The organism is Collinsella sp. AM15-2 (genome assembly GCF_003471985.1).
Taxonomy (GTDB): Bacteria; Actinomycetota; Coriobacteriia; order Coriobacteriales; family Coriobacteriaceae; genus Collinsella.
In genome coordinates, this window is the sequence record NZ_QRKO01000002.1 from 105,930 (window position 1) to 127,803 (window position 21,874).

17 protein-coding genes are annotated in these 21,874 nt (G+C 62.4%); 4 read left to right on the forward strand and 13 right to left on the reverse strand.

What is annotated here, in order from left to right; translation table 11 throughout:
• Positions 1-6: 6 nt before the first annotated feature.
• The 3 genes from ygfK to DW171_RS01590 all read right to left on the reverse strand — a co-directional run bounded on the left by ygfK (position 7) and on the right by DW171_RS01590 (position 6,102).
• The gene (gene ygfK / locus DW171_RS01580; protein ID WP_118270251.1) at positions 7-3,006 is read right to left on the reverse strand and encodes a putative selenate reductase subunit YgfK; all 3,000 of its coding nucleotides are present in this window, start codon (positions 3,004-3,006) and stop codon (positions 7-9) included.
• A gap of 150 nt (positions 3,007-3,156) precedes the next feature.
• A complete protein-coding gene (gene ssnA, locus DW171_RS01585) occupies positions 3,157-4,512 on the reverse strand; it encodes a putative aminohydrolase SsnA (RefSeq protein WP_118270252.1) in 1,356 nt (451 codons plus the stop codon).
• Between the two features lie 195 nt (positions 4,513-4,707).
• Positions 4,708-6,102 (reverse strand): uracil-xanthine permease family protein, encoded by a 1,395-nt coding sequence (locus tag DW171_RS01590; protein ID WP_089572468.1) that lies wholly within the window; start codon positions 6,100-6,102, stop codon positions 4,708-4,710.
• A gap of 351 nt (positions 6,103-6,453) precedes the next feature.
• Here DW171_RS01590 and DW171_RS01595 point away from each other — a divergent pair, with 351 nt between their 5' ends.
• Entirely contained in the window at positions 6,454-7,110 is a 657-nt protein-coding gene (locus DW171_RS01595) for a transcriptional regulator (RefSeq protein ID WP_233539068.1), read from the forward strand.
• 112 nt (positions 7,111-7,222) lie between these two features.
• Here the strand turns inward: DW171_RS01595 and DW171_RS01600 are convergent, their stop codons facing one another.
• Positions 7,223-7,600: a RidA family protein gene (locus DW171_RS01600; protein ID WP_035137477.1), complete on the reverse strand. Its 378-nt coding sequence runs from the start codon at positions 7,598-7,600 to the stop codon at positions 7,223-7,225.
• Positions 7,601-7,898: 298 nt separating this feature from the next.
• On the opposite strand from DW171_RS01600, the gene DW171_RS01605 reads away from it, so the two are divergent.
• Positions 7,899-10,394: a U32 family peptidase gene (locus DW171_RS01605; protein ID WP_118270253.1), complete on the forward strand. Its 2,496-nt coding sequence runs from the start codon at positions 7,899-7,901 to the stop codon at positions 10,392-10,394.
• A 15-nt stretch (positions 10,395-10,409) separates the two neighbouring features.
• Positions 10,410-11,069, forward strand: coding sequence for an RluA family pseudouridine synthase (locus DW171_RS01610; RefSeq protein WP_233539069.1), 660 nt, complete (start codon positions 10,410-10,412; stop codon positions 11,067-11,069).
• 451 nt (positions 11,070-11,520) lie between these two features.
• Here the strand turns inward: DW171_RS01610 and DW171_RS01615 are convergent, their stop codons facing one another.
• Together DW171_RS01615 and DW171_RS01620 are read right to left on the reverse strand one after the other, a co-directional pair.
• Positions 11,521-12,267, reverse strand: coding sequence for a DeoR/GlpR family DNA-binding transcription regulator (locus DW171_RS01615; RefSeq protein ID WP_117778548.1), 747 nt, complete (start codon positions 12,265-12,267; stop codon positions 11,521-11,523).
• A gap of 3 nt (positions 12,268-12,270) precedes the next feature.
• Complete coding sequence (locus DW171_RS01620; RefSeq protein WP_118270254.1) at positions 12,271-13,350, reverse strand: Gfo/Idh/MocA family protein; 1,080 nt, start codon at positions 13,348-13,350, stop codon at positions 12,271-12,273.
• Between the two features lie 632 nt (positions 13,351-13,982).
• On the opposite strand from DW171_RS01620, the gene DW171_RS01625 reads away from it, so the two are divergent.
• A complete protein-coding gene (locus DW171_RS01625; protein ID WP_117817123.1) occupies positions 13,983-14,219 on the forward strand; it encodes a DegV family protein in 237 nt (78 codons plus the stop codon).
• Between the two features lie 116 nt (positions 14,220-14,335).
• Here the strand turns inward: DW171_RS01625 and DW171_RS01630 are convergent, their stop codons facing one another.
• The 7 genes from DW171_RS01630 to DW171_RS01660 form a co-directional block, all read right to left on the reverse strand.
• Positions 14,336-15,220: an ROK family protein gene (locus DW171_RS01630; RefSeq protein WP_197032763.1), complete on the reverse strand. Its 885-nt coding sequence runs from the start codon at positions 15,218-15,220 to the stop codon at positions 14,336-14,338.
• A 79-nt stretch (positions 15,221-15,299) separates the two neighbouring features.
• On the reverse strand, positions 15,300-16,424 hold the full coding sequence (locus DW171_RS01635) for a glycoside hydrolase family 172 protein (RefSeq protein WP_172676343.1): 1,125 nt from the start codon (positions 16,422-16,424) through the stop codon (positions 15,300-15,302).
• A 12-nt stretch (positions 16,425-16,436) separates the two neighbouring features.
• Entirely contained in the window at positions 16,437-16,835 is a 399-nt protein-coding gene (locus DW171_RS01640; RefSeq protein WP_089572475.1) for a PTS sugar transporter subunit IIA, read from the reverse strand.
• Positions 16,836-16,861: 26 nt separating this feature from the next.
• Entirely contained in the window at positions 16,862-17,695 is an 834-nt protein-coding gene (locus DW171_RS01645; protein ID WP_089572476.1) for a PTS system mannose/fructose/sorbose family transporter subunit IID, read from the reverse strand.
• A 2-nt stretch (positions 17,696-17,697) separates the two neighbouring features.
• A complete protein-coding gene (locus DW171_RS01650; RefSeq protein ID WP_089572477.1) occupies positions 17,698-18,483 on the reverse strand; it encodes a PTS sugar transporter subunit IIC in 786 nt (261 codons plus the stop codon).
• A gap of 9 nt (positions 18,484-18,492) precedes the next feature.
• Positions 18,493-18,966, reverse strand: coding sequence for a PTS sugar transporter subunit IIB (locus DW171_RS01655; protein ID WP_089572478.1), 474 nt, complete (start codon positions 18,964-18,966; stop codon positions 18,493-18,495).
• Between the two features lie 123 nt (positions 18,967-19,089).
• Positions 19,090-21,831, reverse strand: a complete 2,742-nt coding sequence (locus DW171_RS01660; protein ID WP_117736585.1) for a PRD domain-containing protein — start codon at positions 21,829-21,831, stop codon at positions 19,090-19,092.
• Positions 21,832-21,874 lie beyond the last annotated feature (43 nt).

A 21,874-nucleotide genomic window follows, 5' to 3' on the forward strand; every position in this document is an offset into this window, starting at 1 on the left:
ACTCGCCTATTTCTTAAGGAGATACGGATAGCTGTCGCGCACGGCCTTGATGGTCAGGCGGACGGCCTCGGGCAGACCGGTGTTGACGGCATCGACCGAGACGGTGCGGACCGTGCCGGCGACGCGGACCTTAAAGTGGTCCTCGTCCACGGCCAGGAAGCCCTCGTTCTCGGAGTTCTCCATGTCCTGATCGCTCCAGAACAGGGTGAGCTTGTCCTTGTAGGGACGACCCTCCTGGTAGGGGCAGAACACGGCGCAGTTGCCGCACTCGTTGCACATGCCGTCGATGTGGACGACCTGATGCTTGGCGAGACCCGGCACCTTAATTGCCACGTTGGCGCGGTTGGGGCACACATCGCAGCAGACCTCGCACACCGAGCCGCAGCCCAGGCAGCGGGTCTTGGTGCAGTTGCGCTTGTCGCGGCACAGCGATCCCTTGCGCTCGTAGCAGGTGTCCTCGCGGCCGGCCTGCTCGTTGCAGTCGGCGTACTTGTTAAAGTCCACGCCGGCAATGGCACGGGCGACCTCGGCGGCGTCGGCGATAGCCTCGACCACGGTAGCGGGACCGCGGCGGCAGTCACCGGCAGCCCAGACGCCCTCGACGCCGGTGGAGGTGGCGGCAAGGCGGCCGCGACGGTCGTGCTCGACGCCCGTGGCGTCGTACAGGCTGGCATCGATGCCCTCGCCCACGGCGCAGATCACCGTGGTGGCGGAAAGCTCGACGGTCTCGCCCGTGGCGACGGGGCTGCGACGGCCGCTTGCATCCGGCTCGCCAAGTTCCATGACGTCGCAGGTCAGCACGGCGCCGTTGAGCGCCTTGGGCGCCAGCAGCTCGCAGAACTCAACGCCGTCGGCAAGAGCAAGATCGAGCTCTTCCTCGTCGGCGGGCATCTGCTTCTTGGTGCGGCGATACACCAGGCGCACGTTCTTCACGCCAGCAAGGCGCTTGGCCACGCGGGCCGCGTCCATGGCGGTGTTGCCGGCGCCGATGACCACGACGTCCTCGCCCAGCTCGAGCTTCTCGCCCTTCTTGGCGGCCTCGAGGAACTCCAGCACGTCGAGCTCGACACCCTCGCCCAGGCCCGCAGAGCCGGGCATCCAGGCACCAGTGGCCACGACTACGTCGGTAAAGCCCTGGGCCTTGAGCTCGTCAATGGACTCCACGCGGGCGTTGAGCTGAACCTTGGCACCAAAGGCCAGGCAAAGCTCGGCGTCGTGGGAGATATCGTCGCTGGCAATACGGAACTCGGGGATCACGTGACGGACCACGCCGCCGAGCGAGTCGCGGGCCTCGAAGATGGTGACGGGCACGCCGGCGCGCGTCAGGAAGAACGCCGTCGCCAGGCCGGCCGGGCCGCCGCCGATAACGGCAACGTTGCGCTCGCCGTCGTTGGCGATGGCCTGGGCGCGCAGCTTGGGCAGCACGGCGGTCATGGCCTCGCGGGCGGCCTTGAGCTTGCTGGCGCGAATCTGGGCGCCCTCGGGCTCGTAGAATGCACGCTCGCAGGCACGGCCGCAGGGATGCGGGCAGATGGTGCCGGTAATGAACGGCAGGGCGTTGCGCTCGATGATGATGTTGAACGCGTCCTCGTAGCGACCCTCGTCAACAGCCGCCAGGTAGGCGGGAATATCCTGCTGGATGGGGCAGCTCGTGCGGCACGGCGTGGTAAAGCAGTCGGAAAGCGGGCTTTTGCCGGCGACCTTGCGGTCGGGCAGCGGGCGCAGCGGCTTCTTGTAGAGCGGGTTGGTGAGCGAGTCGGTCTGGATCGCAGTCACGGCCTCGAGCGAGACGCCCGCGAACGGCTTGCCGTCCAGGTCGGCAAACTCGCCGGCCATCTGGCTAAAGCGCTCGTAGCCACCGGGCTTGAGCACGTCAGTCGCCAGGGTAACGGGCCAAATGCCGGCGTCATACAGGGCACGGATGTTGTAGACCGTGGCACCGCCGGAGTAGCTGATGCGCAGCTTGCCATCGAACTGCTCGGTAATGCGGCGGGCGGCCTCGATGGTCAGCGAGAACAGCGAACGACCGGACATGTACATCTCGGTGGAGGGCAGCTCGTTCCTCGTCACGTCGACGGGGAACGTGTTGGTCAGCTTGACGCCAAACTCCAGGCCGCGCTCGGCGCACAGGGCAATCAGGCGCTCGAACATGGGCACGGCGTCGGCCCACTGCAGGTCCTCGCGGAAGTGCGTGTCATCGAAGACGATGTAGTCAAAGCCCAGCTCGTTCAGGCGCTGGCGGGCAAACTCATAGCCCAGCAGCGTGGGGTTGCACTTGATGTAGGTGTTGAGGCCCTTCTCGGTGATCAGATAGGTCGCGATGCGCTCGATCTCCGCTGGCGGGCAACCGTGCAGGGTAGACTCGGTGATAGAGTTGGAGACGCGCGCCGGGATGGACTCGACAAACGCGGCGTCGACATGCTCAAACTTGTCCAGGTTGGCGAGCGCCCATGCGCGGCACTCATTCCAGACGTCAGAGCCGCTGGCGTCCTTCATACCCTCGATGTAGGCGTCGACCTTGGGGCTCTTAATACCCTCGAGGTCATAACCCACGGACATGTTGAAGACAAAGCCGTCCGGGCTACCCAGGCCGTACTCGCGAGCGATCAGGTGGCAGGCGAACCATGCCTTCACGTACTCGGCAAAAGCCTGCGGAACCTCGAGTTCGGTCGACCACTCGCAGTTGTAGCACTCATCCTGCGCCACAATGCAGGGTTTGTTCACACACTTGGAGAGCTCCTCGCCGTCCATAACCTGGACGGTCTTGAGCTCAAAGAAGCGGGAACCAGCAACATAGGATGCCACGATGTTCTGGGCAAGCTGCGTATTGGGGCCGGCGGCCGGGCCAAACGGGGTCTCGATGCGCTCATCAAAAATGGGAAGCGCACCCTCCTGGTTGGTCGTGACCATCTTGCGCACGCCAAAGATGGCGTCCTGGGTCTTGTGCTCCTCGATGATCCAGTTCATCAGCTGCGAAAACGGGATCGGCCTCATGATGTCGCTCATAGTGAGCTCCTCTCTGTAACGCCCGGCGAGACCGCGCGGCGGGCGCAAATACGGTGTAGCGCTAGCACAGCGCCGGCGACCCCGCGGAGGCCGCCTATGCGCGCGTCGGATGCAGCGAAACATCCGACGCGCGCGAATCTCCAATTGGAATTAGTACACGCGATCGTTGAGCGTGCTCCAGAGCTTCTTGGACTCGGCCATGGTCCACGCGTTGATCTTGTCCTCATCAATCCCAACGAACTCGCGATCCTTGTACAGGACGCGGCCGTTGATGATGGTAGTGCGGCAGTTTTTGCCCATCATGCCAAAGAGCATATGGCCGTCGATATTCTCCTCGCTCAGCGGCGTAAAGGGCTTGTAGTCCATGACGATGACGTCGGCGGCGGCGCCGGGCTCAAGCACGCCGAGCTTGCGATCGAAGTACTTGCTCGCCATCTTGGCGTTGTTCTCGAACAGCATCGTCATGGCCTCGCACCAGCCCACGTTGGGCATAGCGGCGTTGTGGCGCTGAATGATCAGGAAAACCTTAAGGCTCTCGAGCATATCGTGGGTGTAGGCGTCGGTGCCCATGCACACGGGGATGCCGCGGCGGAAGAATTCGAGCACGGGGGCGCAGCCCACGGCGTTGCCCATATTGGATTCGGGGTTGTTGACGAGCCAGGTGCCAGACTCCTTGACGATATCCATCTCGGCGGGCGTCACGTGGATGCAGTGGCCGAGCATGGTGTCGGGACCCAGCAGGTTGTGCTGCAGCAGGCGCTCGACGGGACTGATGCCACCGCGGTTGAGGCGGGAGTCCCACACGTCATTCATGCCCTCGCACACATGGATGTGGAAGCCGGTCAGGCCGTTGTTGGCCTCGGCCATCTTGTCCATGGTCTCGTCCGACAGCGTAAAGGTGGCGTGACCGCCAAACATGGCGGCGATCATGTGGTTGTCGTTATCGCGACGCTCCTTGGCGGCCCACTGGGCAAATTCGGCGTTCTCGGCAATGGCCTGGTCGCATTTTTCCTGGCCGCGGCGATCGGAGACCTCGTAGCACAGGCACGAACGCATGCCCAGCTCCTGAGCTGCATCCTTAATGGTAAAGAGGCTTCCCGGGATTTCGCAGAAGCTCGCATGATGATCGAAGATCGTGGTGACGCCATCGCGGATGGAGTCAAGAATCGTGGCATAGGCGCTGGCCTTGGTGCCGTCGAGCGTCAGGTTGTCATCGATCTTCCACCACTGCTGCTCAAGATTCTCCAGGAAGTTGGTGGGGTTGCAGCCCTTAATGGCAAGGCCGCGGGCCAGACCCGAGTAGATGTGGGTGTGGCAATTGATGAGTCCGGGCATGATGAGGTTGCCCTGGGCGTCGACGTACTCGGCATCCGGGTACTTGGCCTTGAGCTCGCACTCGGGACCTACTTCGACGATCGTATCTCCGTCAATGGCGACCGCGCCGTTGGGAATGAACGGGGTCTGAGCGTTGCGGGTAAAAACGGAACCGTTAGCGACCAGAAGCATGAATGCTCCCTTCAACATCAGGGGCGGGGTTTGACACCTCTGACATGGCGGAGTGCGAAGCGCCGGCCTACACCGGAAACGGGCCCTCTCCCGTCAACGCTTCACCAAAGGGACAAACCCTTTGAAGTGCGGCTTGGCGCCGCATGGCGTCGGCGGACGAGGCGATGCGCCCGCCGACGAATAGCACCGAATTGGTTACTTCTTGCTCTCGGGCAAGACCAGATCCACGGCAGCGTCCTTGGCAGCATCGATGTGTTGAGCCACGACCGGCGTCTGCGGAAGGATCAGGTTAAGGACAATGGCCATGATGGCGGTGGGGGTTACGGCATTGGAACCGATGACGGTGGACACCCAGGCGGGCATACCCTCGCCGGCAAGGCAACCGCTGGCCATCCAGATACCCAGGCCAAAGACGACGGAGGTGCCGACGATGGTGGTAGTGCGCTGCGTGAGGCCCTCGCGGGTGAACATGCGCACGCCGTTCATGGTGATGGTGCCAAAGACGCCGACGGTCGCGCCGCCGATGACGGGCTGCGGGATAGCGGAAAGGACGGCAGAGAGCTGCGGGAACAGACCGGCGATGGCAAAGACGGCCGCGATGATCACAAAGACCCACTTGTTGACGACCTTGTTGGAGCAGATGATGCCCACGTTCTGGCCAAGGGCGCTGGTGGGAAGACCGCCCAGCAGGCCGCCGACCATAGAGGTGAGGCCCTGGGACACGATAGCGCCGGAGAGCTCGCGCTCGGTAGGCATACGGTCGATGGAGCCCAGGCAAGCGGCGGAGACGTCACCGATAACCTGGATGGCGACCATGGGGAACACGACGGCGAGGGTAATGCAGACTTCGGGATCAAACTCGAGCGCGTAGGGCATGAGCTTGGGAAGGGCGAAGACCTGAGCGGTGGCGACGCTGGAGAAGTCGATCATGCCAAAGGGGATCGAAACGATCATGCCAACGATCATGCCAAAGAACACGGAGCCCAGCTTGAGCGTGCCCTTGCCAAAGTTGGCGAGCGCAAAGACCACGGCGAAGGTGATAAGAGCGACGCACCAGGCCTGCGGGGTGCCCCACAGCGGCGTGCCCATGCCGCCGGCCATGTACTTGACGGCCGTGGGATAGAGAGAGACGCCAATGGAGAAGATGACCGTACCGGTCACGACGGGCGGGAACAGCCACTTAATCTTGCTGTAGGCCAGACCAAAGAGGACCGCAACGGCGCCGCCGACGATCTCGCCGCCCAGCAGCGCACCAAAGCTAAAGCCCGAGGCGCCCATGGCCTGCAGGGCCGGCAGGAACGCGAACGAAACGCCCATGACGATGGGCAGGCCGCCGCCGATGCGACGAAAGGGAGCGAAGGCCTGAAGGGCCGTGTCGATCGCCGAAAGAATGAGCGCGACCTGAATGATGTCGGTGCTCTGCTGGCTATTAAAACCGTAGACGCCGGCCATGATGACAGCCGGGGTGATGATACCGGCAAACGAAGCCAGTACGTGCTGAAGGGCACACGGGATCATTTCTTTAACGGGAGGCATGCCTTCACGAGTGAACAGGGCTTCAGTGCCGTTCTTAACCGTCTCCTGGGTCATTTGACCACCAATCCTCGAAATAGTTGTTTTCGCATCTAACGCTCTATTGTGACGCAGTGCGGGGTTGAGGTTGTGCCTTCGTTGCATATCGTATTAAAGATGATTCTCATTCTCAATAATAATTTTTTGTTATTAGACTATTCTTCAGCTGAAATAATGCATTTCCGCAGGTCAGGAAAGTGTCTGGTCAAAATAACATCTAACTTTTCTTTTGGTCAACCGTTTACCGCCAAATTCCTACCGTTCGTCTGTATTACGCAATGTACCTGCGGATATACGAGATGAAGAGTAGCGTGTTACCATGAGAAAAAATTGTTATGAACCTTCCGATTTCACCCAAAGGAGTTGCCCGTGAACGAGACCGTACGTCGCTTTTTGCCGATGGTCGATTTCCTGGAGCAGATACTCGGTAAGAACAGCGAGATCGTCCTGCACGATTTCTCGGATCCCGACCACGCCATCGTCGATATTCGCAACGGCATCGTGAGCGGCCGCAAGGTCGGCGGTCCCGCCACCGATCTGGCGCTCAAGATCATGCACGACGCCAAGTATCGCGACCTGCCGTTTATTACGGGCTACGAGGGGCGCGGCGCCGGTGGCAAGACGCTGGAGTCAGCGACGTACTTTATCCGCGAGGATGACGAGATCGTCGGTATGCTCTGCGTCAACACCGACCTCTCGACCGTACGCTCCATCAACGCCATGGCGCAGCAGCTCATGGCGTGCTTCGACGCAGCGCCGACGCGCACGGAGCCCGCCCCTATCGAGGTCGAAAGCCTTTCGGAGTCCACCCAGGAGCTCATCGACCGCAGCATTGCCGAGTTGCTGAGCGCGCGCGGGCTGGATGTAGCGTCGCTTGGTCAGAGCGACCGCGTGGACGTCATTCGCCACCTCAACGGCAACGGGGTGTTCATGCTCAAGGGCGCCGTGGCCTGCGCTGCCACCGCGTTGGGCATCTCGGAGCCCAGCGTGTACCGCTACCTGCAAAAAGTCCGCAAGGAGGGCTAACGAGCAAAATGGAGCGCGGCTCCACAAGCGATTCGTCACTTGACAAAAGACCCTGCAGCTCGAACGCGCTGCAGGGTCTTTTTGCATGTCATGTTTAGTTGTGGTCAACGCCTTAGAGAGCGGCGACGACCTCGATTTCGACCAGACCGCCAGCCGGAAGGGCGGCAACCTGGAAAGCGCTGCGCGCGGGGAACGGGGCCTCGAACTTGGAGGCGTAGATCTCGTTTACGGCAGCGAAGTCGGCAATGTCAGCCAGGTAGACTGTGGTCTTGACGACATCGGCAAAGGTGGCGCCGGCAGCGGTCAGCAGGGCCTCGACGTTAGCAAGGGACTGCTTGGCCTGGGCCTCGACGCCCTCGGGCATCTTGCCAGTTGCGGGATCGATGCCCAGCTGGCCGGACAGGAACACCATGTTGCCGGTCTGGATACCAGGGGAATACGGGCCGATGGCTGCGGGTGCGTTATCGGAAGACACGACGGTCTTGCTCATGTTTTTCTCCTTACAAGTAAAAGGGAACGGGAGCGCGGCGTTCACACCGGGAGGCACAGTTCGGTCTGAACACCGCGCTTGATTGGGATAGTACTCAAGGTTTCCGCGCGATGCAAGATTATTATCACGTTGCGAGAATATTTTATCGCCCAACGGTTTCCCCGGACCGCTGAACGGTTCTCATGTGAAGCAGCCAGTCCAAGCTGCTGAAGACTTTATCCCGCTTAGAGCACGGGCATCGCCTGCCGCGACGGCACCACTATACTTTTGATTATCTGAGCATTTTGAAAGGCAGGATATGACCGCAACCGCCAGTCGAACCACCAACCGCAGACCCGAGCTTTTGGCGCCCGCCGGAGGGCCCGAGCCCTTTGCCGCCGCACTCGCCGCCGGGACAGACGCCATCTACTGCGGCATGGGCAGCTTCAACGCACGCCGCAAGGCAACGAACTTTACCGACGAGGCCTTTGAGCAAGCCTGCCGCGCTGCACACCTGGCCGGCTCGCGCGTCTACGTCACGGTCAACATCGTCATCAAGGAATCCGAAATGAGCGATGCACTGCAACTCATCCATCGCTGCTCCACGCTGGGCGCCGACGCCTTTATCATCCAAGACTGGGGCCTGTTCTTTGAGGTCAAGCGCGCGATGCCCGGCATCGAGACACACATCTCGACCCAGGCGAACATCCATGACGACCGCGGAACCATCTGGTGCCGCGAGCAGGGTGCCGACCGCGTGACCCTCTCGCGCGAGCTCTCCATTGACGAGATCGCCACCATCCACGATGCCGCGCCCGATGTGGACCTTGAGGTCTTTAGCCATGGCGCCATCTGCTTTTGCTACTCGGGCCTGTGCCTGCTTTCGAGCTTTGCCATGGCGGGCCGCTCGGCCAACCGCGGCATGTGCGCTCAACCCTGTCGCCTGCCTTACGAGCTGATCGACGAGAACGGTCGCTCGCTCTCCCCTGCCGGTCGCGAGCGCGCGCTGTGCCCGCGTGACACCAACACCTCACAACTTGTTCGCCGCCTGTATGACGCCGGCGCCGCGTCGCTCAAGCTCGAGGGCCGCATGAAGGCGCCCGATTACGTGTACTCCATCGTCGATGTGTATCGTCATCAGATTGACGATATGCTGGCCGATGTTTCGACCTCTAAGGACGAGGAAGCCGCCCGTCAGCGCCAGCTCAAGCGCTGCTTTAACCGCGACTTTACGCACGCCTATCAGGACGGCACCTCGGGCGACGAGATGATGAGCTATGAGCGTTCCAACAACCGCGGACAGATCGTGGGCACGGTGCTGGGCAGCCGCCCGGCCAGCCGCGATGTGCGCGGCCTCAAGCCCGACGACCGCCGTCGCCGCGCCGCCATCGCCCGCATTGAGCTGTTTGAGCCCGTGGGCAAGGGCGACCTGCTGGAGCTTCGCCACGATAACGAGTTTGACCAGTTCCTGACCACCATTGCCGCCGATGATGCCGCTGCCGGCGATGTTATCGAGTGTCGCGTGCCCCGTAGCATGCCCGAGGGCTGCCGCGTCCGCGTGATTCGCAGCCAGCGTGCCATCGACGCTGCCAGCGCCGCGCTCAAGCGCGATGTGCTGCGCCGCCGAGCTGTTGATGTATCCGTCGTGGCGCGCCTGGGCAAGCCGTTTACTGTCACGCTCACCTGCTGTGACGACCCCGCGCTCACCGCCACCGCCACGGGCTTCACCGTCGAGGCCGCCAAGACCCGCGCCGTCGAGGCATCCGATCTGGTTGAGCACGTCGGGCGCATGGGCTCCTCTCCCTTTGAGGCCGCGAGCTTTGACGTGGCCCTCGACGAGAGTTGCGGCATGGGCTTTTCCGCCGTGCACAAGGTGCGCGCCGCCGCTTGTAAGGCGCTGGAAGAGGCCATTCTGGCACCGTACGAGGAGCGCGCCCGCACGCTCGAGCTACCGGCGATTGTCACCAATGATTCCCGCCCCGCGCCCGAGCACTACCGCGATGAGCCGCAGATCTGCGCTACCGTCACCTCGCTCGAGGCCGCCGAGGCCGCTCGCGCGGAGGGTGCAACGCGCATCTACATGACCACCGACGCGCTCGAGGCTGTCGGACTCTCCCCTGCCGATGCATTTGAGCAGGGTATTGTGCCCGCACTCGACGAGGTCTGCCGCGCCGTTGACCACGTCCGCGTTGACCCATGGGTTGTTGCCGGCGCCACGGTCGCTATTGGCAACATCTCTGAGCTTGCCCTGGCCGCCCAGGTTGGCGCCACGGCCGAGATTCGCTCTTGCCTGCCGGTGCACAACACGCCCTGCATGGAGGCGCTTGCCGAGCGCGGAGCCGGTGCGTTTTGGCTCTCGCCCGAGATCACGCTCGACGAGATTGTCTCGCTCGGCGCCGCCGCGCCCGCGGCTCTAGGCATCACCGTCTTTGGCCGCCCGCGCGTCATGACAAGCGAGCATTGCATTCTGCAGGTTGCCAACGGTTGCATCCACGATTGTGCCAGCTGCCGCCTGCGTGCCCGTAAGCTCTCGCTCAAGAATATCGACGGAAAGGTCATGCCGGTGCGTACCGACATCCACGGCCGCTCACGCTTGTACGACGCCTACCCCATCGACCTCACGCCGCAGGTACCACAGCTGCTCGACGCCGGCGTCCGTCGTCTTATGGTGGACGGCACACTGCTCGAGACGGATGAGGTGGGCCGCGCCACCGCTCGCGTCCGCCGCGCCGTCGAGGCAGCGCAAGCCGGCCGCAAGCCCGCCGCCCGCCTGCGCGGTGCCACCTCGGGCTGCATGTTTGTGGGAATCAGCTAACCGAAAGGCTTACACGTGAACGAAGAACCTCAAGTCCTCTACTGCGACGCCTGGCTCATGGCCATCGACAAGCCCGCCGGCATGATCGTCCACGGCGACGGCACCGGCGAGCGCACGCTCACCGACTACGCCAGCGACCTGCTGCTGGCGATGGGCGGCGGCTTTGCCGCGACCGACATGCAGCCGCTCAACCGCTTGGACCGCGACACCACCGGCGTGGTGCTGTTCTCACTCGACAAGCAGACGCAGCCCGCCTTTGACCAGATGATTATCGACCACGCGTTCGAAAAGCACTACCTAGCGCTCGCCGAGGGCAAAATCGACTGGAACGAGAAGCTCATCGACAAGCCTATCGCCCGCGACCGCCACGATAGCCGCAAGATGCGCGTTGGCGCCAGCGGCAAGCCGTCTCAGACGCGCGTCAAGGTACTCAAGCGCCTTAAGAGCCGCCGTGGCCTGCCTACGCGCTCGTATATTGATGTCGAGCTGCTCACCGGCCGCAAGCACCAGATCCGCGTGCACCTGGCAAGCGAGCATCATCCCTTGATTGGCGACGACCTGTACGGAACGCCGCGTCCCTGCGGCCTGATGCTCCACGCCCACAGCGTATCCTTCACGCATCCCGTAACTGGCGAGCACATCCACATCGAAGCCCCCTGCCCCTGGGAGCCCTAAATCCTGCCAAAAAGGGACAGGTTTATTTTGACAGGTTTTATCTGGTCAAACGTCATGCCGCCACGATGACTCAGCCGCGGTCCCAAAACGTCTCGATCTGTAACAGTTAGAGCCCATTTTCCGGTCTATCTGTTACAGATCGAGACATTCGAATCCCCCTCAAGGGAAAATCTCAATCTGTAACAATAACTCGGCAAAATCGATCCCAAATGTTACAGATTGAGACAAAGGAACGGCGCAATTCGGAAGTATTTCAATCAGTAACACCTAGCCCACTTTAAGCGGTCCAGTTGTTACAGATTTAGACTAAACCGGTAGACAACGAAAGCGGCAACGCCCGTAATGGACGTTGCCGCTTTTCTATTGAGAAAACTACTCAGTTTTCATTACTAACCACCACAATGGGGACGGGCACCTTCGCGGTGGTTTTGGCCTTAGCCCGTCCCTGCCGTTAGACCGTGACGACGTTGTCCATTGCCCGGTACTTGGCGGGGACCTCGCCTGCGGTAATAATCGTTGCATCGCGGAAGTCCGCGAACTTGACGGGCGCCACCATGCCAAATTTACTGGCGTCCGAGATTACGAAGCGCTTGGCCGTATGGCGCATCGAGATACGCTTTACTTGCGCCTCCTCGATATCGGGCGCCGTGAAGCCCTGCTCGGCGGCAATGCCGTTAGAGCCCCAAAAGCCGCAGTTGAAGTTGTAACGGTCTAAGGTTGCCAAGGCATCGGGGCCAACGAGCGCCTCGGTCTCGGGTTTGAGCTCGCCGCCCAGCACCACGGTACGCATGCCGCGCAAAGCGAGATGCTGAGCATGGAGCACGGAATCAGTCACATAGGTGACACCTTCAAGGTGTGGAAGATGCTCGATGAGCCTGAGCGTCGTCGAGCCCGAGTCGATGTACACAAAGCTCTCGGGCTCCACCAGCGCCGCCGCACGGGCGCAGATACGTTCCTTGTCGTCGTTATGGAGATCGCTGCGCTCATTAAGCGTTAGGTCGCGCGTCACGTGCGCGCGCTCAAGGCTCGTCGCCCCACCGTGCACCTTGGCGATACGGTGTGCGCGATTGAGCGTCTGCAGGTCGCGCCGAATGGTAGACGCCGTCACGCCCAGGGCCTCAGCAAGCTCCGGTACGGTAACCGAGCCCGTCTGCTGCACCATCGACACGATTGCGTTGAGCCTATCTTCCGCAAGCATCGCTTACTCCTCCTCGGGGTACACGACTCCCCAATCGGCGCGAAACTTGGTCATAAGCTCCATAACATCAGAAGCATAATCCAGAAGCTCGCGCTTGGAGTCGTCGCCGGCAACGGCCTTCTCAAGATCGGCCATCTCATAACACAGGGCGTAAGCCTCGGTGCCTGCGTGGACCTCCTCGCGGTGGCCGTCCGCAGTCCACACGATGGTCGCGTGATCGGCACGCGGATATTCGTTGACCTCGATGTAGCACTTGTCAAAGCTGATGACCGAGCGCTTGGGCTGCTTGGAGTGAAGCGTAAGGCTCACGACGCCCAGCTGCTGCTCGGCATTGCGGCAGACGATGCCGCCCGCAACATCGACTCCAGTCTCGCAGGTGTTGCCTAGAGACACGACCTCGGCGGGCTGGCTCGCCATAAACAGGCGCATGACGGACAGGGCATACACACCAATATCGAGCATGGCACCGCCGGCAAGGTTGCGATTGTAGAAACGGTTGGTCAGGTCGCCGTACTCCTTGTAGCTACCAAAGTTGAGCTGAGCGAGGTTCATGCGGCCGAACTCGCCGGCATCCATGCGGCGACGCAGCTCTTGATACAAGGGCATGTGGAGCACCGTGGTAGCGTCCATAAGGACCACGTTGTGCTCGGCGGCAATGGCACGGGCCTCATCGAGTTCAGCGGAATTGAGGGTAATGGCCTTCTCGCAGAGCACGTGCTTGCCGGCTGCCAGGGCAGCGCGCAGATAGGTGATATGAGTGTTGTGCGGGGTAGTGATGTAGACGGCGTCGATGCCAGGATCGGCGTAGAGGTCCTCAACCGTGTCGTAGACCTTCTCGATGCCATACTGCTCGGCAAAAGCCTGAGCCTTGGACGGCGTACGGTTGGCGACGCCCGCAAGCTTGCGACCGGCAAGAGCAAGGGACTGAGCCATCTGGTTGGCGATAACGCCGCAACCGATGACGGCCCAATGGAGCTCGGGAGCCGTAAAAATATCGTCGGGGAACGGCTTGTCCTGGACCGAAGCGAACGCTGCTTTGGCGGCTGCCGCGGCGTCGAGCGGAGCCTGCTTGGAATCTGCCATTATGTGCCTCCTGTGTCATAGAACGCCTTGCTTTCTGACAGCTCTATATTCGCACAAACACGCGCTTCTGTGCGCGTTTTTGCGTATCTCACCGCTAAACGGTCATTTTTATCCCGTAAACGGCGCATCTATACGCATATTCACGCAATACCACGCACGTAAATGCGCACAAATGCGAACCGGTCATTGCTCAGAGACAGGGGCTTATGCTTAGAACTCAAAAGACAGGATGATCCGCTTCGCCTCGTCGCTCATGGCGCGCTGCAGCTCTAAGGACCGTCCCAAACTGCCGACAGAAAAGGAACGTTCCAAACTGCAGACAGAAAAAGAACGTCCCCAGGCGCCGGCATTTCAAGAGCACTCATTTAAGTCTGTCCCCAATGAGTGGGAGTAATCAGAGACCCTTTGCGAGGGAGGCCGGACGTGGCCTCCCTCGTTTTTATTCATGGACTTTAGTCCGTGCCGCGCGGCACGCGCGGCATAGAAAGCCACCCGCTCAGCGGGTGGAGGCCAATTTCCGCTACGCGACAAAAACCTTCCCCCTAGCATGAGGATTGTTCAGGTCATCATACTAGGGGGAAGGTGATTGCTGTGGCCCAGAAAGCCAACAGCTTCGCGCACACGAAATGGCTGTGCAAGTACCGCATCGCACCGAGGCCAAGCTCATCGCCGCCATCGTCGAGAAGCACCCCGAGGTGCGCTTTGCCGCGAGCCGCACCTCGGCCCACGCCGACCTCTACGACCGCATGGAGCAGGCCCTGTGCGAGCGCGTGGCCAACGCGGTGGATGTCGTCCGCTCCGACATCAGCCCCGCGCTTCTTGTCCACACCGGTCCAAACCTCGTGGGTGTGGCGGTCCAGGGACTCTAGTGGAGGCGGGGCGTCCTGCCCCAAAAACAAATGCAAAAGACGAGCACTTCTTGCCGCTCAATTGGCAAGAAGCGCTCGTCTTTTCTTAACGCGTTGTATGGCGGAGAGAGCGCAAGTTACGCGAGCGCCCTTCTTGCCAGCTCGGCCGCGCCGAGGATTCCTTGGTCGCCGCCGCAGCCCGGGGCGCAGATGTAGCTCTCCATGTCCTTAAGCTCGGCGGTCTGGATGTAGCCACCCAGATATTCGAGGGTCTTCTTGCGGACGATGCCGTAGAGCTGCTCCTGGTGCATCACGCCGCCGCCGAGGACGATGCGGCGAGGCGAGTACATGAGCACGAGGTTCGCGCACATCTGCCCCAGATAATCCCCCTCGAGCGCCCACACCTCATCGTTGTCCGCGAGCTCGGCCGCGGGCTTTCCCCAGCGCGCGGCGATGGCGGGGCCGGAGGCGAGCCCCTCGAGACAGCTCGCGTGGCTCGGGCAGACGCAGCGTCCCTCCTCGGTGGGACGGGTCCTTACCAGCATGTGACCGGCCTCGGGGTGCAGCATGCCGTGAAGGAGTCTGCCCGCGCACATGACGCCCGCGCCCACGCCGGTGCCGATGGTCACGTAGACGGCGTCCTCGAGCCCCTTGCAGCAGCCGAAGACCACTTCGCCGAGGCAGGCAACGTTCACGTCCGTGTCGTAGGCCACCGGAATCCCGAGGGCGTCGGCGAACGCGGCGCGAAGACCATGGCCTCGCCACGCGAGCTTGGGCGTCTGGAGGATGGAGCCGTAGCGCTCGTCGTTGGGGTCGACGCAGGTCGGGCCGAAGGCGCCGATGCCCAACGCGTCCACATCGCGGGCGGTGAACCACTCGATCATCTGCGGGACGGTCTTGGCGGGCGTAAGCGTCGGGGTCTCCATACGGTCGAGGACCTCGCCGTCGCCGGACACCACGGCACAGACCATCTTGGTCCCGCCGGCTTCGAGGGCGCCGAGCCTCATTTGCTTTTCGCTCATGTGATCCTCCTTACAAAGGGACGCCCGCAGTCATGGTCAACCGCGGGCGCCCATAACGTTGGCTTGTTTCGAGGCGACCCTACCTGGGCACGCGGTCCTGCCTTGCGGCAAACGGGGCGAGCACGGCGTGCGGCTCGCTTTGGTACCAGTAGGCGACGGTGGAGATGTCGTCCTCGCGCTCGTAGAGCTTGATGTCGTCGTTGCCGAGGTCCTGGAACGTCACGCGCAGGTCCTCCTTGAACGAGATCGGGTCGGGAAGGTGCCACCTGTAGAGGCCGTGCCTGGGCAGCGCGTCGTCGTTAGTCGCGAGCATCGGATTCGGGTTCGGCTTGCCCGCGCTGAAGCGGTCGCGCGTGGCGTCGCGCGTCGAGCGGTACGGGTAGCCGGCGAACAGCGTGTTGAAGCACTGCGCCTCGGGCAGCGCGTGGGGCGGCCTGTCGAGGAAGGCCCAGGCACCGCCGAAGTAGTCCTCGGCTCCCGTCGAGGTGACCGTGGGGAACTCCTCGTCGCCGTCGAGGAAGAACTTCATCTCGCCCTCGCCCCACCAATAGCGCTCCAGGGCGCACAGGGCCATGTAGGTGCCGACGTAGTAGCCCTTGCCGCGCACGCCGTCGAGCACGGTGTAGTCGACGCCCCTGCGGGTGCTGCGCTCGCGGTTAAAGCGGGCGTGGAAGTACATGGCGTCGTCCGGCACGTCGGTGAGCGCGTAGTTGAACGTGTAGAAGATGTACTTAATGAACCCGGGGTGCTCGCTCGTAAGCGTGACCTTGGCGTGCTTCCTGAAGGGCATCTCGAAGTAGCAGTTCATGCCGCCCGTCGGGTTCACGCAGATGGGCATCGAGTTGACGATGGCGCGCTCACCGAAGCCGTTGCAGAAGAAGTCGCCGACAGGGCACTCGACCGAGGGGGTCTCCTCGTCGTCCCAGTAGAAGCGCAGCACGAGGTCACGCATGACGAAGCTGCCGGCGGCGGTCTTGTCGGGGACGGTCATCCAGATGTGGCGGATGATGCCGGGGCCCTCGATGTCCGCGAGCGTGATGGTCTCGCCGGACTCAAGGGGCACGCAGCACGAGCCCTTGCGGCCGACGCCGAGGTGGCTGGCCGACATGGCGGCGCGGCCCTTCTCGCCCGTGATGTTCTCGGGGGTGATGGCGCGGCTTTCCTCACCGCCGTGCATCCACACGTCCTTAAGGAACTCTCTCATCGTCGACCTCCTCTATTCGTCGTCGTCGCACTCGGCGGAACTGGCACCGTTCACGTAGATGATCTGCTGGCGCGCCTCGTTGACGAGGGCGTCGAAGTCGAGTTTCTCGTCGGGGCGCGCGAGCGCGACCGTCATGGCGAGCGGGAGGTTGACACCCGCGATCACGTGGATCCGGTCGGAGGCGAAGCGGGAAAAGCGCTGGTTCACGCTGCCGCCGTACGCGTCGGTGAGGACGACGACCTCGTCAGTGCCCGAAAGAGCCGCCTCGACCGCCGCGTCGAGCCCCTCGCCGTTGTCGTTCACGTAGGCGCACACGGCGTTGACGGCGTCGCCCTTACCCGTAAGGAACTCGAGGGTGTCCTTGAAGCCCTGGGCGAGAAGGGAATGGCTCGCCACAACTATCTTTCTCATTGATTCACCAATCTCTTGGGTCGAAGCTAGGCGAGGATGCCGGCGGCGGAGGCGACCATCGCGAGGACGATCACCACGAGGATGAGGGCCGTCATGCTCGCGTTCTTCTTGGTAAGAAGGTAATACGCGCTTCCCGTGATGGCGGCGGGGATCATGGCAGGCAGGATCTTGTCGAGCAGCGGCTGAATCTCCATCGCGACGTCGCCGAAGCTGAAGCTAATCGGGCAGGTGACGCCGATGACCGAGGCGATGAGGCAGCCGACCACGGTGAGGCCGAGCACGGAGGCGGCGGCAGTGAGGTTGGGAAGCTTCTCGCTGAAGTCGGTGACGAGCTTCACGCCCTGCTTGTAGCCGAACTCGAGGGCGTGCATGCGGACCCAGAAGATGGCCAGGATGAGCGCGAACCAGATGCCGGCTCCCACGGGGTTGCCCTCGATGGCCATGTAGGCGGCGATGGAGCCCATGATGGTCGGGATCATGGTCATGAGCAGGGAGTCGCCGACGCCGGCGAGCGGTCCCATGGTGCCGATCTTCAGGTCTTGGACGGCGTCCGCCGCCGCTAGGCCGTCGCGCTCCTCCATGGCCACGCAGGCGCCAAGAATGATGGCGGCGAGCCAAGGCTGGGTGTTGTAGTAGCGGAAGTGGTTGTTGAGCGCTTGCTTATAGTCCTCGTCGTTCGTGTAGATCTTCCTCAGGACCGGCGAGAGGGCGTAGGCGACTGAGGCGCCCTGCTGGGTCTGGTAGTTGAAGGTGCACACGCTCATGAGCCAGCGCCAGTTCGCGTTGCGCAGGTCCTTCTTGGTGACCTTGTAGCCGGAGGGCTTGCCCTCGGCGACGGCGGTGATGTTCTCGTTTTCCATGGTTACTCATCCTCTCCGATGAAGGCGTCTGCGGAAGCGTGGGCGGCGAGCTCGGTGTCCCTCTCGGCACGCTGGTAGAACGCAATCGCGAGGGCAACGCCGACGATGGCGGCGCCGATGATGGGCACGTTCAGGAAGGCCGAGAGGAAGAAGCCGGCGAGCAGGTACTGGAAGTACTTGGCGGTTGGCATGTAGCGGAGCAGCATGGCGATACCGACGGCCGGGAGCATCTTGCCGGCGAGGGTGAGGCCGGAGAGGAACCACTGGGGCATGACCTCGAGGAGCCAGTTGACGGCGGGCTGGCCGAGCGTCACGGAGACAAAGACGGGCAGGGCGGCGCACAGGCCGAAGAGCGCGGGGCAGACCCACAGGATGGCGTTCATCTGATTGAACTTACCCTCGTTGCAGAACTTCTGGGACTTCTCGACGACAAAGCCGTTGAGGATCTTGGCGACGACGTCGAGCTGGATGCCGAGCATGCCGACCGGCAGGCCGATGGCGAGGCCCGTGTCGGAGCCCAGGGTCACGCCGTAGGCGGTGGCGATGATGGCCATCGTGCCGTAGTCGGGAATGGAGGAGCCGCCGAAGCCCGCGACGCCGAGCTGCATGAGCTGAATGGTGCCGCCGATGACAAGGCCGGTCTTCCAGTCGCCCATGACGACTCCGGTGATGAGGCCCCAGAAAACGGCGTAATTGACGAAGATCATCGGGATGCCGTAGTAGTCCACGTGCTTGATGAAGGCCAGCAGGGTCAAAAGGACGACCTGCAGGATAGTGAAGTTGACCATATTTCCCCCTTAGATGAGGTCTGCGACGGAGACGGGCTTGTCGGCGGGCACGAACTGGGCCGTCACCTTGACGCCACGGGCGATGAGCGCCTTGTAGCTCTGGACGTTCTCGGCGGAGGCGTAGGCGCGCTGGGTGAGCTGGATGCCGTCCTCCTTGACGAGCGAGCCGCCGACGACCAGCGACGGGAGCTCGACGCCCGACTCGACCAGGCGAAGCATCGTCTCGGGCTCCTTGGCGATGACGAAGACCTTCTCGCGGTCGTACTTGCCCGCGGCGAAGTTCTTGAGCGCGGTCTGCTCGGAGATGATCGAAACGGCCATGCCCGCGGGGCGCGCCATCCTCATGGTGGACTTCAGGACCTCGTCGCCGGCGACCTTGTCGTCGATGACCATGACTCGGGTCGCGCCCGACACCGGGGCCCACTGCGTCACGATGATGCCGTGAAGCAGGCGATTGTCGATTCGTGCCATAACAACACTCATGTTTGCTCCTATCAAATGAAGTTTTGCGTTCGGTACCGCCTCGGCACTATCCGGATTCGCGCCGGGCAAGGGGTTATCGGATTATTGAGGACGCGCGGTCAGCTTGCGGCGGCGCGGGGAAGGTCATTCGTCGAGCAGGAGGTCCGAGGAGCCGAGGCGCTCTTCTCGCGCCGGGGCGGCGCTCACGCTTATGTAGTCGAAGACATATGCGATCTCGCTTACGGGAACCTCTACGCGATAGCGCGTCGAGATGCTCGAGAAGCTCTGCCTGAAGGACTCGATGAAATCGGCGCGTTCCTCCTCGAAGCGGTCCTGGCCAACGTAGGTCTCAATGGGGTTTCTGGTAACAAGGCGCTCGACGAGACAGCAGAGGTGAACGTAGAGCCCAATGATGGCGTTGCTGCCGATCTTCTCGCCTGTCCTGCGCTGAAGCTCGTGCACGGCGCTCTCGATCTCATGGAATAGCCGCTCCGGGTCGAGGATGGTGATGGAGCGGATGACGTTCTGCAGCGTCATGTTCGAGAGCAGCTTCTCGTGGAAAGAAGAGAGCTCGGAAGCGTCAAGCCACCTGCCGAACACGGCATCAACCTTAGAGGCGGACGCCGTCGACATGATGTCCTCGAGGGCGACGAAGGGGACGGAGGCGACCCCGGGGTCTCCCGTGCCGATGACGGCGCAGACGCGGTGCTCGGAGAAAACGGCGTCGTTCGACCCGTTCGCGACGAGCTGCTTGAAGGGCCTCGTGAGCAGGCGCGCGCCTATGGTGCGCGGGAGGCTCTGCGAGACGAGCTGGCGTATCCTCTCCGCGGCGTCGACCCCGGACTCGGAGCAGAAGACGATGGCGTCCTCACGGTTGACGCGCTCGATCACCTTGCAGTGCGTCACGCACGCGGCGGTCGCATCGCCAAGAACCTCGGCGATGGACTTGCCGCCGAGCAGCCCAACCCCGATCTCGAGCGCAAGACCAGTAGAGACGTTGTTCACCACGCCGATAGTGGAGTCGGTAACGTTCTCGAGGGCCTTATAGGCCTCCTCCAAGGAGCCCATGTCGACGAGGAACACGACCCCGGTACAGTAGGAATGGCGGTCGACGAGGCGCTGGAGCGGACCGACGATGTCCTTCAGCTGCTGGTCGTAGGGCATGTCGACAGCCTCGTACACATGCATGCCGAGCATACGGTTCGCCGCGTCGGCGATGCTCGTCGCCGTTGAGTAGCCGTGGGACAAGATGACGCAGAGCGTCCGAAGGGCCTTCGCATCGCGAGACTCCGATGCGACGCACAGCGTCAGAAGCGTCTTCGTGAAGTGATCGAGCGAGATTCCCAGCGCCCCTTCCACGTCTGCGGCGACCTGATCGGAGACACTCGAGGCAAACGGCAATTCGGAGGTCACGGCACCGAGGAGATGGGAGATTTGCTCCGCACAGGCAGACTTTCGCTTAGCCAGGCCGATACCCGGCCACAACTGCAGGCAAATCTCCTGGGCCAGTAGAAAAGCGACCTTCCTCGAAAGCTCGATGCCATAAGAAGAGCCTGCGTCGGCAAGGACCGCGCCCACGACGCGCTCGAAGGCGCGCGACCTCGAGGAGGCGACGCCGTGGTCGAAGATCAAGTGATCCTCAACGCCGCGCACAGCGGAGACAGCTTGCGAGACAAGCTCGGAGACAGAGAGCTCCCCGGCGCAGAATCGCTCATCGAGGGAGCACAGGGCATCGAGCGCCTGCTCGACCGGCCCTGTGCTCTCGGCGGCATCCAGAGACGCGTCGATCAGAACGCCATCGTCGGGCTGTTGATCGATCTGCGCGGAGGAGAGGAGCCCGCTGGGAAGAAGATACGGGCGAACGACGACGTAGTCGCCCTCGCGATTGAGGAACGCTTTGGCACAGCAGTTCGTCACGCAGGCGCGCAAGCCGGCGATGTTATCGGAAAAGTCCGCGTTCACGAGGCAACGGTATGCGCCGCGGCTGATCTTCACATCAGAACCGATTCGGCACCCCTCGCTGCGCAGGAAGCTCAAGATGAGATCCTCGCGCTCCTCGGGGGTCCGCTCCTTGAGTGAGGGGACGCGGGCACAGATGGGCATTTTGCTGTAGGCCGAGGAAACCTTCAGGTCATCGGCGGAAAGCGTCGTCGAAAGAACGAGGCGAGCGCGCGGCGCATCCTGGGAGGCATCGAGCCCGAGGGCCGTCGCAAGGCAGTGCTCCATCGCAGAGGGAGAGAGTGCCTCGATGCCGTTGACAAAGACCACACCCCCGCGCGCTTTCGCGATCGACTCGTCAAGAAGCCCGTTGAACGAGGCGGCGTCCGGGACCCCGGCGCAGTCGATGCGCACATAGGAGGAGTCGCGGGACAGCAAGCCCTGGTTCTTGCCGTACTCGTACACAAGGCGAGAAAGGAAAGACTTACCGACACCCACGCCGCCGCTCAAGAGGATGGGCAGGCCAAACGGAGGGTACTGAACCGCAGCCTTGCACTGCTCGACAACGGAGCTGAGGCTCATGTCGAAGCCCACGGCACGCGCGAAGTCGCGGTGATCGGCGATTCCCGTCGCCTGGATGAGGTCGGCGAGCGAGGCATACTCGCTTGCAGAGAGCTTTACCTGAAAACGCTTCTGGAACGCGCGGCGATGAAAATAACGGACAGGCCTGCCCGCCACCTTAACCACAAGACCGGCGCGAACAAGGTCGTTGAGGTACTGGCTCGCCAGGCTCCTGGAGATGATGAGCGTCTCGGCGATGTCGGAGGTGGACAGACGGGCAAGGTCGTCGAGCGAGACGGCAGAGGTGAGGGCCTCGAGATGCTCGAGAATCCTGTCCCTCATGTCGACGGGTTTCTTTGCCAAGCTGTCCTGTGTGGTCTTGTCCATGACTTCTTACCTCCTCGTACAAGGAGTATAAGGGGAGAACAGA

Excerpts from the sequence above, each read along its gene's own strand:
- ygfK (WP_118270251.1), bottom strand. The coding sequence starts at position 3,006 with ATGAGCGACATCATGAGGCCGATCCCGTTTTCGCAGCTGATGAACTGG.
- ssnA (WP_118270252.1), bottom strand. The coding sequence starts at position 4,512 with ATGCTTCTGGTCGCTAACGGTTCCGTTTTTACCCGCAACGCTCAGACC.
- DW171_RS01590 (WP_089572468.1), bottom strand. The coding sequence starts at position 6,102 with ATGACCCAGGAGACGGTTAAGAACGGCACTGAAGCCCTGTTCACTCGT.
- DW171_RS01600 (WP_035137477.1), bottom strand. The coding sequence starts at position 7,600 with ATGAGCAAGACCGTCGTGTCTTCCGATAACGCACCCGCAGCCATCGGC.
- DW171_RS01605 (WP_118270253.1), top strand. The coding sequence starts at position 7,899 with ATGACCGCAACCGCCAGTCGAACCACCAACCGCAGACCCGAGCTTTTG.
- DW171_RS01615 (WP_117778548.1), bottom strand. The coding sequence starts at position 12,267 with ATGCTTGCGGAAGATAGGCTCAACGCAATCGTGTCGATGGTGCAGCAG.
- DW171_RS01620 (WP_118270254.1), bottom strand. The coding sequence starts at position 13,350 with ATGGCAGATTCCAAGCAGGCTCCGCTCGACGCCGCGGCAGCCGCCAAA.
- DW171_RS01630 (WP_197032763.1), bottom strand. The coding sequence starts at position 15,220 with ATGAGCGAAAAGCAAATGAGGCTCGGCGCCCTCGAAGCCGGCGGGACC.
- DW171_RS01635 (WP_172676343.1), bottom strand. The coding sequence starts at position 16,424 with ATGAGAGAGTTCCTTAAGGACGTGTGGATGCACGGCGGTGAGGAAAGC.
- DW171_RS01640 (WP_089572475.1), bottom strand. The coding sequence starts at position 16,835 with ATGAGAAAGATAGTTGTGGCGAGCCATTCCCTTCTCGCCCAGGGCTTC.
- DW171_RS01645 (WP_089572476.1), bottom strand. The coding sequence starts at position 17,695 with ATGGAAAACGAGAACATCACCGCCGTCGCCGAGGGCAAGCCCTCCGGC.
- DW171_RS01650 (WP_089572477.1), bottom strand. The coding sequence starts at position 18,483 with ATGGTCAACTTCACTATCCTGCAGGTCGTCCTTTTGACCCTGCTGGCC.
- DW171_RS01655 (WP_089572478.1), bottom strand. The coding sequence starts at position 18,966 with ATGAGTGTTGTTATGGCACGAATCGACAATCGCCTGCTTCACGGCATC.
- DW171_RS01660 (WP_117736585.1), bottom strand. The coding sequence starts at position 21,831 with ATGGACAAGACCACACAGGACAGCTTGGCAAAGAAACCCGTCGACATG.